At 72.5% G+C, this 13879-nt stretch carries 13 protein-coding genes; all 13 read left to right on the plus strand.

The window, feature by feature from the left end; translation table 11 throughout:
• The first annotated feature begins 71 nt into the window (after positions 1-71).
• Positions 72-1748, plus strand: coding sequence for a 2-isopropylmalate synthase (locus IF61_RS0107040; protein ID WP_052392460.1), 1677 nt, complete (start codon positions 72-74; stop codon positions 1746-1748).
• Complete coding sequence (locus tag IF61_RS0107045) at positions 1745-2278, plus strand: MaoC family dehydratase (protein WP_030365385.1); 534 nt, start codon at positions 1745-1747, stop codon at positions 2276-2278. Before IF61_RS0107040 ends, IF61_RS0107045 begins: the two co-directional genes overlap by 4 nt.
• Positions 2279-2292: 14 nt before the next feature.
• On the plus strand, positions 2293-3246 hold the full coding sequence (locus IF61_RS0107050; protein ID WP_030365386.1) for an isopenicillin N synthase family dioxygenase: 954 nt from the start codon (positions 2293-2295) through the stop codon (positions 3244-3246).
• Positions 3243-4091: an HpcH/HpaI aldolase/citrate lyase family protein gene (locus tag IF61_RS0107055; protein WP_030365387.1), complete on the plus strand. Its 849-nt coding sequence runs from the start codon at positions 3243-3245 to the stop codon at positions 4089-4091. The genes IF61_RS0107050 and IF61_RS0107055 overlap by 4 nt, the downstream gene beginning before the upstream one ends.
• Positions 4092-4152: 61 nt before the next feature.
• The gene (locus tag IF61_RS0107060) at positions 4153-5082 is read left to right on the plus strand and encodes a hypothetical protein (protein WP_078660028.1); all 930 of its coding nucleotides are present in this window, start codon (positions 4153-4155) and stop codon (positions 5080-5082) included.
• Between the two features lie 8 nt (positions 5083-5090).
• The gene (locus IF61_RS0107065; RefSeq protein WP_052392461.1) at positions 5091-6050 is read left to right on the plus strand and encodes an alpha/beta hydrolase; all 960 of its coding nucleotides are present in this window, start codon (positions 5091-5093) and stop codon (positions 6048-6050) included.
• On the plus strand, positions 6047-7312 hold the full coding sequence (locus IF61_RS0107070) for an aminotransferase class I/II-fold pyridoxal phosphate-dependent enzyme (protein WP_030365390.1): 1266 nt from the start codon (positions 6047-6049) through the stop codon (positions 7310-7312). The genes IF61_RS0107065 and IF61_RS0107070 overlap by 4 nt, the downstream gene beginning before the upstream one ends.
• On the plus strand, positions 7309-8301 hold the full coding sequence (locus IF61_RS33205; protein ID WP_245684431.1) for an ornithine cyclodeaminase family protein: 993 nt from the start codon (positions 7309-7311) through the stop codon (positions 8299-8301). Before IF61_RS0107070 ends, IF61_RS33205 begins: the two co-directional genes overlap by 4 nt.
• A gap of 35 nt (positions 8302-8336) precedes the next feature.
• Positions 8337-9845, plus strand: a complete 1509-nt coding sequence (locus tag IF61_RS0107080; RefSeq protein WP_043188068.1) for an aminopeptidase P family protein — start codon at positions 8337-8339, stop codon at positions 9843-9845.
• On the plus strand, positions 9835-10104 hold the full coding sequence (locus tag IF61_RS0107085) for a hypothetical protein (RefSeq protein WP_030365393.1): 270 nt from the start codon (positions 9835-9837) through the stop codon (positions 10102-10104). Before IF61_RS0107080 ends, IF61_RS0107085 begins: the two co-directional genes overlap by 11 nt.
• Before the next feature lies 1 nt (position 10105).
• Positions 10106-11557 (plus strand): amidase, encoded by a 1452-nt coding sequence (locus IF61_RS0107090; protein ID WP_078660015.1) that lies wholly within the window; start codon positions 10106-10108, stop codon positions 11555-11557.
• Positions 11554-12381, plus strand: a complete 828-nt coding sequence (locus IF61_RS0107095) for a class I SAM-dependent methyltransferase (RefSeq protein ID WP_030365395.1) — start codon at positions 11554-11556, stop codon at positions 12379-12381. Before IF61_RS0107090 ends, IF61_RS0107095 begins: the two co-directional genes overlap by 4 nt.
• The gene (locus tag IF61_RS0107100; protein WP_030365396.1) at positions 12378-13874 is read left to right on the plus strand and encodes an MFS transporter; all 1497 of its coding nucleotides are present in this window, start codon (positions 12378-12380) and stop codon (positions 13872-13874) included. The genes IF61_RS0107095 and IF61_RS0107100 overlap by 4 nt, the downstream gene beginning before the upstream one ends.
• The last annotated feature ends 5 nt before the right edge of the window (positions 13875-13879 follow it).

The raw sequence follows: 13879 nt of genomic DNA on the forward strand, positions 1-13879 counted from the left end.
TGAGGGCGTCGTCGTCTGCCGTCGGCCGGCCGGCCGGCCAACCCTGGTGGAATACCCAGCAGCCTTCCGGAATGCCGGTCCACCGTTACCGGCGCGCCGCACCGCAGGAACTGCCGGGGCCCGGCACTCCACGCCCGTGGCTCGACCGGCCCCTCGACCGGGCGCCGTTGTGGAGCTCGGTCGACCTGCGGGACGGCAACCAGGCACTGGCCAACCCGATGGACGGCAAACGCAAGCGGACGATGTTCGACCTGCTGGTCCGCCTGGGTCTGAAGGACATCGAGGTCGGCTATCCCTCCGCCGCGGAAACCGAGTTCGAGTTCGTCCGCCACCTCGTCACCGGCGGCCACATCCCCGACGACGTCACCATCTCGGTCTTCACCGCGGCCCGCCCGGACGCCATCGACCGCACCTTCGAGGCGATCCGCGGCGCGGACCGCGCCGTGGTCCACCTCTGCCACGCCACGGCGTGCCTGTGGCGCGAGGTCGTCTTCCGGATGACGCCGTCCGAGGTGATGAAGCTGGCCCGCGACGGCGCGGAGCGCATGGTGCGGCTGGCCGACCGGGCCGGCGGCGACATCCGCTTCGAGTACTCGCCCGAGACGTTCAACGTCACCGAGCCCGGCTTCGCCCTGGAGATCGCGAACACCGTCGCCGAGATCGTCGACGCGACGCCGGAACGGCCGCTGACGCTGAACCTGCCCAGCACCGTCGAGATGCACGCGCCGGACGTCTTCGCCGACCAGATCGCGTGGATGGACCGCCACCTCGACCGGCGGGACGCGATCATCCTGTCGGTCCACCCGCACAACGACCGCGGCACCGCGGTCGCCGCCGCCGAGTACGCGCTGGCCGCGGGCGCCGACCGCGTCGAGGGGACGCTCTTCGGCAACGGCGAGCGCACCGGCAACGTGGACCTGATCACCCTCGCGCTGAACCTCTTCAGCCGCGGCATCGACCCGCAGCTCGACCTCTCCGACCTCCCGGCGGTCCGCCGGACCGTCGAGGAGTGCACCGAGATGGCGGTCCCGCCCCGCCACCCCTACGCCGGCGACCTCGTCTTCACCGCCTTCTCCGGCACCCACCAGGACGCCATCGCCAAGGGCCTCGCCCACCTGCGCGACCAGGCCGCGTCGGCCGGCCGCGCGCCCGCGGAACTGCCGTGGGACGTGCCGTACCTGCCGGTCGACCCGCAGGACATCGGCCGGAGCTACGAGGCGATCATCCGCGTCAACAGCCAGTCGGGCAAGGGCGGTATCGCGTACGTCCTGCGCAGCGGCTGGGGCCTCGACCTGCCCGTCGAGCTGCGCGTCGAGTTCGCCGCGGCGGTCCAGCAGGTCACCAACGCGACCGGCGCCGAGCTGGGACCGCAGCGCATCTGGGACGCCTTCCGCGCCCAGTACTGCGACCCGGGCGCCTGGGCCGGCTTCACGGCGCCCGGCGCGGCCACCGGCAGCGCCCCCGGCGACGCGGCGGACGCCCTGCTGGCCGCGGCCCGCGAGCGCGGCGTGTACGCCGAGACGGACCGGCTGGACCACGACGGCGCCGGGCCCGCCACCGGCGCCGCGCACGCCTGCTACGCCCGGATCCTCGTCGAGGACCGGCCCGTGTGGGGCGTCGGCCTGGGCGGGACGGACCAAGGCGCCGCCGTGAACGCGGTGTTGTCGGCCCTGCACCGCAGCGGGGCCCGCCCCCAGGACAGCGCGCCCGAGCCGCAGCCGGCCGGGCCCAAGGAAGGAACCCGATGAGCGACCAGGCGCTGCCGGCCTACGTCGAGCTGGAGCCCGGCCGGTTCCGCGAGGACACGGGCCTGGCCTACGAGGACTACGTCGTCGGCCACGTCTTCGAGCACCGCCCCGGCCGCACGATCACCACGACGGACAACATCTGGAGCTCGCTGCTCTGCCTCAACCTGCACCCGCTCCACATCGACGACGTCTACGCCTCGGGGACGCAGTTCAAGAAGCTGCTCGTGTCCAGCCTGGTGACGTTCGGGATCGTGAACGGCATGACGGTCAAGACCATCAGCCAGCGGGCCGTCGCCAACCTCGGCTGGGACAAGGTGCGGCTCAGCGCCCCCGTCTTCGTAGGGGACACCCTCTACGCCGAGACCACGATCACCGGCAAGCGGCCGTCCTCCTCCCGGCCCGGCGAGGGCATCGTCACCGTCCACACCGTGGGCCGCAACCAGGACGGGGTCCAGGTCATCGAGTTCGACCGCACCGTCCTGGCGGCCATGCGCCAACCGGGCACCCCGGCCACCGACCCCCAGTCCTGAGACAGGAGACGCCCATGACCGTCCTACCGGTGATCAACCTGGAAGACGCCCTCGACGGGAACGAGGAGAAGGTCGCCGACGAGATCTCCCGGGCCTGCACCGAGGTCGGCTTCTTCATCGTCCGCGGCCACGGAATCGACAAGAAGGTCTTCGACGACGCCTACGAGCTCTCCCTCGGCTTCTTCGGCCGGCCCGCGGCCGAGAAGGACGCCCTGCCGATGCGCACGAGCACGGCCCGCGGCGACAACGACTACAGCCCCTACGGCTACAGCGCGCTGCTGTCGGAGAACGCCTACGCCTACACCGGCAAGCAGGGCATGCCCGCCGACTACGTCGAGAAGTTCAGCGCCGGGCGCCTCGTCCTCGACGACGCCGAGGACCTGCCCTTCCCCGCCGACGCGTCCGGGAGCGCGCTGCGCGCCGCGCTGAAGGCCTACTTCGCCGCCTGCGAGACCGTCTCCGCGCGGGTGACCGAGCTGCTGACCATCGCCCTGGAACTGCCGCGCGACTTCTTCGCCACCCGCACGGACCGCTCCAACGACTCGCTGCGCTCGCAGTACTACCCGGGCGTGCAGCGGGAGTTCCTCAACGACCAGGGCATGGGCGAGCACACCGACGGCACGCTCATCACCCTGCTCACCGAGGACGGCCCCGGCCTCCAGCTGCGCGACCTGTCCGGCAACTGGATCGACGTGGACGTCCCCGAGCGCGACCACTTCATCGTCAACATCGGCGACCTCATGGCGCGCTGGTCCAACGACGAGTACGTCTCGACGCCGCACCGCGTGCGGCTCGTGGACCGCCCGCGCCAGTCGATCGTCTTCTTCAAGCTGGCCAACGACGACGCGGTCATCGAGGCCTTCCCGAAGTTCACCCGGGAGCGCCCCGCCAAGTACGAGCCCATCCGCTACGAGACGTTCTCGCTGCAGAAGATGGACGCGCTCTTCGGACGGGAGGCCCGCTCGTGAAGGTCGACCCGTGCCTGTTCTACGTGCCCGCGTCACGCGTGGACACCCTGCTCAAGAACGTGCCCCGGGACTCGATCGCGCTCGTCCTCGACCTGGAGGACTCCGTCCCCAAGGACGCCAAGCCCACCGCCCGCGAGCAGCTCGGCACCGTCGACCTGACCGGGACGGGGCTCACCGGCGTCTCCATGCGCATCAACAGCATCGAGACCCCGGACGGCCTGCTCGACATCCAGACCATCCTGGCCCTCGGCGGGCGGATCGGCGGCCTCCCCCTGCAGACGGTGCTGGTGCCCAAGGTCGCCTCCGGCCGCGACGTCGCCATCTACCGGTCGCTGCTGTCCCGCCTGGACGACCCGCCCGAGATCTGCAGCTTCATCGAGACCCTGGACGCCGTCGAGAACGCCTTCGACATCGCCGCGGCCAGCGAGGGACTCTGCTTCGGGCAGGCCGACCTGGTCGCGGAGATGTGGGCCCAGGACGAGGCCTACCTCGCCCACGCCCGGTCCCGGATGTGCGTGGCCGCCTCCCGCTACGGCCTGCCGGTCATCGACACCAACTCCTTCGAGCTGTGGGACATGGACCTGGTCCGGGCCCAGTGCGAGGCCTCGAAGCAGTGCGGCTTCACCGGCAAGGCCGCCATCCACCCCAAGCAGGTCGACACGATCGTCGGGACGTTCAGCGTCCCCGCGGCGGAGCTGGACGACTACCGGCAGACGATCAAGGACTACGAGGCGAACGAACGCGGCTTCGCCGTCAGCAAGGACAGGGTGCTCGCGCCGCCCTTCGTCCTGCGGGCCCGGCGCATGCTCGAGCTGCACGACGGCATCGCCCGCCCGATCCGCTGACCCACCGAACCTACGCCGGCCCCGGCCCCGTACGGCCGGACCGGCACCCGTGGAGGACATTGTGAGCACCCCGATGACGGACGTCGCGAACCAGGCCATGGTCGACGTCTCCGCCTACCCCGTCGAGCTGGCCGGCGGCCGCTTCGCCGGCGTCCCCGACGAGCTCGTCGCCCGCCTGGTGGAGCTCGTCGCCGACGGCGCCGGCCTGGCCGTCTGCCACGGCGCGAGCGCCCTGCTCGCCCGGCACGGCCTGGACATCCGCAACGAGGCCGACGCCGCCGCCGTACGCGACTACCTCGAGGCCGTCTTCCGCGCCTTCGCCACCGCGGTCGACCCCTCCACGTACTCGCCGCTGCCCATGGGCTACGACCAGGTCGCCAGCATGGACGTGGACGGCTTCAACAAGAACACCAGCTTCACGCCCAACTCCGACCACACCGAGTCGCGCGAGTTCCTGACCACCAAGTGCGTCCACTTCGACTCCGCCACGACGTTCATCGGCAACGTCTACGGCCCCTACACGAACATCGACGGCGGCCTGCCGATCGTCTGCGACACCCGCGCGTACTGCCGCGAGAACGGTGTCGACCCGGCCGACCTGATCGAGCTCATGCCGCACAGCTACAACGTCGCGGTCAGGCAGGAGCACACCGAGGCCGTCCTCGCCCGCCACGCCGTCGCCCTGGACGTCGACCTCAAGGGCGACATGGTCATGGTCGTCCTCAACAACGAGGTTGACGGCGGCCTGGCCCACGCCGGCTCGACGCCGCGCCTCGCCGACCCGGCACAGCCCGGAAAGCGGCCGCTGCGCCACATCGAGCTGCAGTTCACCGACGGCGAGAACCTCAACAACTGGTACCGCCACTACCGCCTGGACATCCCCGAGGTGAAGGTCAAGGTGCCGGACCTGGACACCCCGGACCACAACCGCTACCACCGTGGTGTGGACACCGCCCTCGCGGCCCAGAGCCCCGCCGCGTCCGGCAAGTGAGGCACGTCATGTCACTGCTGAACCGGCCGGACGCCCCGGCCATGAGCGCCGCCGACGAGGCCGAACTGGCGGCGCTGCTCGACCTGCTGGACGCCGACGAGTGGCCCGAGGACCTCTTCGAGGGCCGCGTGTTCTACGACCAGTGGGGCACCCCGGTGGCGGCGGACGTCCGGGTCACCGAGCGCGACGCGGGCGGCGTGCCCGCCTACGTGCTCACCCCGCCGGACGCCGACCCCGCGCGGATCGGGATCTGGCTGCACGGCGGCGGCTACGTGTTCGGCTCGCAGACCAGCCACGGCAGCATGGTCGCCGAAGCCGCGCGCAGCGCCGGCTGCGCCTTCCTGCACCCGCAGTACCGCAGGGCCCCGGAGCACAAGTTCCCGGCGCCCGTCGAGGACGCCGTGGCCGTCTACGCGGCCCTGCTGGACGAGGGACGGGCCCCCGAGTCGATCGTCATGGCCGGCGACTCCGCCGGCGGCGGCCTGCTGCTCGCCGCGCTGCTCGCCGCCCGCGACCGCGGGCTGCCGATGCCCGCGGCTGCCGCCGTCGTCTCGCCCTGGACGGACCTGGCCGGCACGGGGGAGACCTTCACGACGAAGGAGGACATCGACCCGCTCCTGTCCCGGTCGGTGGTCGACGACGTCGCCGGGGCCTACCTCGACGGAACCGCCCCCGAGACCCCGTACGCCTCCCCGCACTACGGCGACCCCCACGGCTTCCCGCCGGTGCTGATCCAGGTCGGCGAGCGGGAGATGCTGCACAGCGACTCCGAGCGGTTCGCCGCCAAGCTGGCCGCCGCCGGCTCCCCGGTCACCATCGAGGTCTGGCCGGGCATGGTCCACGTCTGGCACCTGCACCACTCGCGCCTGGCCAAGGCCCGCGAGGCGCTCGCGCGCCTGGGCGCCTTCCTGCGCGAGCCCGGCACGGCCGCGCCCCGCGAGGGCGCACGGAACGAGGGAAACTCATGAGCGACGACACCGTGACCGGCCCGGAGGCCGAGACGGTGATGGGACCGCACCGGTTCCGGAACAACCAGCGCATGGTCCCGGCCGGCGAGGCGGCGTGGAAGCTCGCCGGGGACAACGGGATGCTCGACATCCGCGTCGACGCCACGAACGGCCAGAACCGGCTGCGCGACGTCCGCACCGGGCACGAGTTCCTGAACCTCTCCTCCTGCTCCTACCTCGGCCTGAACAGCCACCCGACCGTCGTCGAGGCAGGCGTCGCGGCCCTGCGCGAGGAGCAGATCACCGGGCTGGCCATGGCCGAGTTCCGGATCCGCCTGGAGGCCGCGCACCGCCTGGAGGAGGAGCTCGCCGGCCTGTTCGGCGGGCCCGTGCTGCCGTCGATCTCCTGCGGCGTGACCAGCGCCGCCGTGCTGCCCCTGCTGGCCTCGGGACACCTCACCGGCAGCGAGCCGCTGGTCATGGTCTTCGACCGGTTCGCGCACTTCTCGATGAACTTCGTCAAGCCGGTCGTCGCCGACGAGACGATGGTGCTGACCAGCCCGCACAACGACATGCAGTTCCTCGAGGACGTGTGCCGGAAGTACCCGCGCGTGGCCTACGTGTGCGAGGGCGCGTACTCCACCGGCGGCCTCGCCGACCTGGAGGGCATCAAGTCCCTGCAGGAGAAGTACGGCATGTACGTCTACCTGGACGACTCGCACGCCCTCTCCACACAGGGCCCGAACGGCGAGGGCTACGCCCGCTCGGTCTTCCGCGAGCTCGACGAACGCACCATGATCGTCGCCTCGACCGCCAAGGCCTTCGGCAGCACCGGCGGCATCGCCATGCTCGGCTCGTCCAGTGTCTTCGACTTCCTCTACCGCTCCGGCCCGATGGGCTGGTCCCAGGGGATGCGCACCGGCGCCATCGGCACGACCCTGGGCAGCATCGCCGTCCACCGCTCCCCGGAGCTCGGCGTGCGCCAGCGCCAACTGGCCGAGAACATCGCGACCTTCGACCGGCGCATGAAGGGCCGCGACGTCCGCGGCACCGGATCGCACATCAAGTTCGTCACGGTCGGCGAGAACGAGAAGGCGGTGCGGCTCTCCACCGAGCTCTACCGGCGCGGCTACTACTGCTCGGCGATGTTCTTCCCGGTCGTCCCGCGCGGCCAGGCCGGCGTCCGGCTGATGCTCCGCGGCGACATGACCACCACGATGACGGAGGACTTCGTCACCGTCCTCGAAGACGTACTGGACGACGTGCTGGACGGGCCGGCATGACGGACTGCATGCGGATGACGGGCCGCGCGACGGCGACCGGAGCCCCGGGAACTTCCCCCGAGCCGTCCGCGGCGCTCGTCCGGTCCCTGGCCGGGGCCATGCGCGACGCGCTGCGCAGCGGCGCCGTCGGCCGGATGCTGGTCCCGCCGCGGGAGACCGTCGAGGACGCGGCGGGCGCGAAGTTCATCTCGATGCCCGCCGTGTCCCCCGACCACGACCTCTACGTCAACAAGGTCGCGACGATCGTGGCGTCCCCCGTACCCGGCCGCCGCTCGACCGTCACCTCGGTCGTGCCGGTGTTCGCCGCCTCCACCGGGCGCTTCCTCGGCACGCTGGACGGCGACACCGTCACCAACCTCAAGTGCGCGGCCGTGACGGCGCTGGTGACGGACCGGTGCGCCGCGCCCGGCAGCCGCGTCCTCGGCATCATCGGCTCCGGCGTCCAGGCGCGCCAGCAGTTCCTCGGCGTGTCCGCGGTGCGCGACCTCGCCGAGGTCCGGGTCTGGTCCCGCGACCCGGCCCGCGCCGCGGCCTTCGCCCGCGACATCGAGGAGACCGCGGCCGCCGCAGGCCAAAAGGTCGGCGTCGTCGTGGCCGGGTCGGCCGAGCACGCCGCCCGGGGCGCCGACATCCTGTCCACGGCGACCACTTCGGTCCGCCCGCTGCCGATCCCGGCCGGGCTGCCCGCCCACGTGCACATCAACTGCATGGGGGCGCACACCACCGCGTCGCGCGAGGTGTCCGCCGAGCTGCTCCGCAGCAACGTCGTGATCGTCGAGGACCTGCGCACCGCGATCGCCGAGGCCGGCGAGAGCCACGCCGGGGCGATCGAGCTCGACGCCCTCTTCGCCCCGGGCGCCGGGGAGTTCACTAGGCAGGGGACGATCTTCGCCTCGACCGGGTGCGCGTATCTTGATTTGATCACTTGTGCCCATCTGGCAGGGCGCGACGACTTCGAGGGTTTCCGGCTGACGGGTGCTGCCCCGTGACCGCCGGTACGCCCCCGACCAAGGGAGGGAAACGCATGGCAAGCAAGGCCAACACGGCGAACATCGGGCGCGAGGAGATCTCGGGCGCCCACGACGCGCGGATCCCGCAGAAGTTCCTCGACCTGATGGCGACCGGCTGGCGCGCGGAGGAGGACCTCGACCTCACCCCCGTCCCGCAGGTCAAGCACCTCGCCCGCCGCCGGGCCCAGCTGTCCGCGGCCTTCCCGGGCGACACCCTCGTGATCCCCACGGGCAGCCACCGCTCGCGCACCTTCGGCGCCCCCTACGAGTTCCGGGCCGGCAGCGACTTCCTGTGGCTGACGGGCGATCAGGAGCCGCACGCCGTCCTGGTCATGCACGCCACCGCCACCGGCCACGACGCCGTCCTCTACGTACAGCCCCGCCTGGACCACACGGCCGGCGTCCAGTACCTGGACCGCATGGACGGCGAGATCTGGCACGGCCGGCGCTTCTCCCCGGAGGAGAAGTCCGCCATCCTCGGCATCGCCACGCGCCCCCTGGGCGAACTGCCCGCGGTGCTCGCCTCGCTGGCGACCTCGGACCGCGTGCGCGTCCTGCGCGGCTACGACATCCACATCGACGGCGGGCTGGAGCGCGGCGCGCTGCCCGTCACGCCCGAGAACACCGAGCGCGACGCCATGCTCGCCAGCGTCCTCTCCGAGCTGCGGCTGGAGAAGGACGAGTGGGAGATCGCCCAGTTGCAGGAGGCGGTCGACGCCACCATCCTCGGCTTCGAGGACATCGCCCGCCGCCTGCGCCCCGACGCCCCGACGCCCGAGCGGTACATCGAGGGCATCATGACCTGGCGCGCGCGCATCGCCGGCAACAGCCTCGGCTACAGCTCCATCGCCGCCGGCGGCCCCCGCTCCACGATCCTGCACTGGTCGCACAACAACGCCGTCGTCGAGCCCGGCCAGATCCTGCTCATGGACATGGGCATCGAGAACAACAACGGCTACACCGCGGACGTCACCCGCGTCCTGCCGGTCTCCGGCACGTTCACCAAGGCCCAGCGCGACGTGTACGACATCGTGCACGCGTCGCGGACCGCGGGCCTCGCCAAGATGGCCCCCGGCGTCGCCTTCACCGAGATCCAGGCCACCTGCAACCGCGTGCTCGCCGAGGGCCTGAGCAGCCTCGGCATCCTCAAGGGCAGCGTGGAGGAGGCGATGGACCCGGCGTCGATCGCGTACCGCCGCTGGTCGCTGCACGGCTTCGGCCACATGCTCGGCCTGGACGTCCACGACTGCGGGCACGCCCGCCCCGAGTACTACGGCGGCGGCGTCCTGCGCGAGAACCACGTCCTGACCATGGAGCCCGGCCTCTACCTGCAGCCGCACGACGAGCTGGTGCCCGAGGAGCTGCGCGGCATCGGCGTGCGGATCGAGGACGACGTCCTGATCACCGCCACCGGCAACACCCTGCTGACCGCGGCGCTGCCGACCGAGTCGCACGAGGTCGAGTCCTGGCTCGCCGCCCAGCGCGAGGCGGGCCCGCGGGAGCCGGGCCTCGATGGCAACTGACGACACCGGCGCGGCGCTCGCGGCGGACCCTGCGGCAGCGGTGGACCCCGCTGCCGCGGTGCGGTCCGCCGCCGAGGCGGAGTTCGACGCCCTGACCGGCCGGCTGGGCATCGACGTCCCTGCCGACCTCAAGGGCGGCGTCCTGGCCGGCTACCGGGGGCTGCGGGACATGACCGTGCTGCTGCGCGGCGTGGACACCGGCCACCGTCCCGGCAGGGACCCCCGTACGGGCAACGACGAGGAGAGACCGGGTGCCTGACATGCCCTCGGCTCGGCAGGCCACGGCACTGCACGAGCTGTCCGTTCCCGAGGCGGGAGCGCTCCTGCGGTCGGGTGAGCTCACCTCGGTCGAGCTCACCCGGCACGCCCTCGACCGGATCGCCCGGCTCGACCCCGCGCTGCACGCCTTCATCCTGGTCACGGAGCGGACCGCACTGGAGCGGGCCGAAGCGGCCGACCGCGACCTGCGGGCCGGCACCGACCGCGGTCCGATGCACGGGATCCCGTACGCGCTGAAGGACATCTTCGACGCGGAAGGGGTCCCTACCACGAACGCCTCGTGGCTGCGGACCGGCGACGTGGCCCGTACGGACAGCACGGTGGAGCGCCGCCTGCGCGCCGGGGGCGCGGTCGGACTGGGCAAGCTGACCACCTTCGAGTTCGCGGTCGGCGGCCCCAGCTTCGACCTGCCCGTCCCGCCCGCCCGCAACCCGTGGAGCGAGGAGCACGTGCCCAGCGGCTCCTCGTCGGGTTCGGGCGCGGCGGTCGCCGCGGGGCTGACCCGCGTCACCATCGGCTCCGACACCAGCGGCTCCACCCGGGGCCCGGCGTTCCACTGCGGCGCGGTCGGCCTCAAGCCGACCTACGGGCGGGTGTCCGGCCACGGCGCCCAGACCCTGTCGCGGACGCTGGACCACTTCGGGCCGCTGACCTGGACCGTCGCCGACGCGGCCGCCGCGCTGCAGGTGGTCGCCGGCGCCGACCCGGCCGATCCGCGCACCGCGGGCGCCCCGGTGGACGACTGGACCGCGGCCCTGGGCCGCGGGGTCGCCGGGCTGCGCGTGGCCACCTCGCCGGGCTGGTACGCCGACGACCCCCTGACGATGCCGGAGATCACCACCGGCATCGAGCGGGCGCTCGGCGTGCTCGCCGGCCACGGCGCGGCCGTCGAAGAGGTCACGCTGCCGCCCTACGACGTGTTCAACGCGTGCGGCCGCGTCGTCTTCGCGGCGGAGGCGTTCGCGGTCCACCAGGACGACCTGCGCCGCAGCCCGCGCTCGTTCGGGCGCTACACGTACCAGCGGGTGATGCCCGGCGCCGGGATCGCGGCGGCCGACTACCTGCGCGCCATGGACGTACGGCAATGGCTGAAGCGGCAGCTCGACGAGACCGTGTTCGACCGCCACGACGTCCTGGTCACCGTGTGCGGCCAGACCACCGCGGCGCGCTGGAGCGACTTCCCCGAGAACTGGCCGCCGCCCAAGCTCGCCAACGACATGCAGACCATCCCCTTCAGCGTCACCGGCCATCCCGCGCTGTCGCTGCCGATCGGGTTCGCCGCGGACGGGCTGCCCATCGGCCTGCAGATCGTCGGGCGGGCGCACGACGAGGCCACCGTGTTCCGCGTGGCCGAGGTGCTGGAGGCGGAACTGGGAGAGCGGCACCGCCGTCCGCGGCTGCAGGACATCGACGACGCCGGGGGGAACTCATGAGTGCGGTAACTGAAGCGGCTTTGGCGACCGACTACGCGTCGGGCGCGCTCAGCAAGGACACACCGGAGGAGTTCGAGCGGCTGCAACTGCTCCAGGCGTGGGGCGATCCCGACACCCGCACCGTGCTGCGGAAGCTCGGGATCGGCCGCGACTGGCAGTGCCTGGAGATCGGGGCGGGCGCCGGCTCCGTCGCGCGCTGGACCGCCGACCAGTGCCCGGACGGCTCCGTCCTCGCGGTCGACATGGACACCCGGTACCTGGTCGACACCGACCGCCCCAACCTCGAATGGCGCACCGGCGACATCCGCGAACTGGACTTCGCACCCGGCTCGTTCGACCTGGTGCACTCGCGGTTCACCTTCTGCCACCTGCCCGAGCGCGAGCAACTGGTCGCCAGGGCCGTGCAGTGGCTGAAGCCCGGCGGCCGGCTCGCGCTCGGCGAGCCCCTGCTCATGCCGGCGGCGGGCTCGGTGCACGAGCCGGTACGCCGCTTCTTCGGCGCCCTGGAGACGGGCTGGGCCGCCCAGGGCTCCGACATGCACCGGTGGGCGCAGACGCTCCCGTCCCAGCTGGCGCGCGCCGGCCTGCGCGACGTCGAGGTCCTGACGCGGGCGAACCGCCTCGGCGAGCGCGGCCCCTACGGCGCGCTGGCCGCCGCCAACATCCGGCAGGAGGGCGCGTACCTCGTCAGCGCCGGCCTCCTGACCCAGGCCGACGTCGACGCGGTCACCGACCTGTGCGCGGACCCCGGCTTCACCGACATCCGCTCGATCACGGTCTACGCGTGGGGCCGCAAGCCCGCCGGGGCAGAGGGCGGGTCGTGACGGAGCCGGCGCCGGCAGGGGCCGCCCTCGGCGAGCCGGCGGCCGGCGACCGGGCGGGCTTCTCCCCGCTCGCCTGGCGCGCCGTCCTCGGCTGCATCATCGCTGCCGCCATGACCGTCCTGGACCTGGCCATGACCAGCACCGTGCTGGGCAGCATCCAGGAGACCATGGGCGAGCCGCTCGCCAAGGGCGCCCTGGTGATCTCGGCGTACGCCACCGCCGAGCTGATCACCCTCTCGCTGAGCGCCTTCCTGACCCGGGTGTTCCCCGCACGGACCTACCTCGTCCTGCTGGTGTGCCTGTTCGTGGCCGGCGCTCTGCTGTCCGCCTGCGCGTGGAGCTTCGAGAGCCTGCTCGTGGCGCGCGTCGTGCAGGGCGCGGCGAGCGGGGCGATCATGCCGTTCGCGTACTACGCGATCGTCGTGCTCCTGCCGGGCGACAAGCACCCGAAGGCGATCTCGACGTTCTCGATCTTGGTCACCGGCTCGTACGTCCTCGCCCCCGTCCTGTGCATCACCCTGGGGGAGTGGATCAGCTGGCGCGCGCTGTACTGCGTGGCCGCGCCCGTGGGCGCGCTCGGGCTGTGGCTCGCCCTGCCCGGGCTGCGGCACATGCGCACGGACGCCGCTCCGCTCGGCCGCAAGGTGAACGTCGTGGGCGCCGGGGCGGCCGTGGCCGGCCTGGGCTGCACCCAGTACGCACTGGACACCGGCCAGGAGCGCGGCTGGTTCTCCTCCGCGGTCGTGACCCTCGCCGTGGGCGCGGCGATCGTCGCCGCCGTCCTGTTCGTGGTGACGGAGCTGCGGAGCCGCCACCCGCTCGTCGACCTGCGGCTGCTGCGGCTGCGGCCGTTCCTGGCCGGCTGCGTGTTCAACGTCGTCGGCGGCGTGGCCGTGTACTCCAGCTACGTCCTGATCCCCGTCTACCTGACCACGCTCGGCTTCTCCGCCGCCGACATCGCCACCGTCTCGCTCTACGGCGGCACCGTCCAGCTCGCCATCGCGCTCGGCCTGCCGCTCCTCCTGCGCCGCATCGACACCTACCTCGTGTCGTGCACGGGCGCCCTCATGTTCGCGACGGCCGCGCTGCTGCCCTTCCTCGCCGGCTCCTCGCCGCCCTACGTCGTGATCGTCATCGCGCTGATGTGCCGCTCCGTCGGCTCCGGCCTGCTGCTCGCCGCGCTCGGCCTGATGGCCACCCGCGCGCTGAGCGCCCATCAGGCGGCGTCCGGCTCCCTGCTGTTCAACATGGCGCGCAGCCTGGGCGGATCGGTCGGTGCCGCGGGCTGCGCGGCGTTCCTGACGATCCGGGAGGCGTACCACGCGGCCGCCACCGGCTCGGACCGTGCGGACGACGCGGGCCGGAGCCTCGCCCTGCACGACGTGTTCGCCGTGGCGTTCGCGATCCTCCTGCTGCTCGCGCTCTCCCTGGCCGCCGGCTACGCACTCCGCCGGATCCAGGCCCGGCGAGCGTCCCTCACCACCGATGGGTGATCTCC

It is taken from the genome of Streptomyces roseoverticillatus, from assembly GCF_000719265.1.
GTDB lineage: Bacteria > Actinomycetota > Actinomycetes > Streptomycetales > Streptomycetaceae > Streptomyces > Streptomyces roseoverticillatus.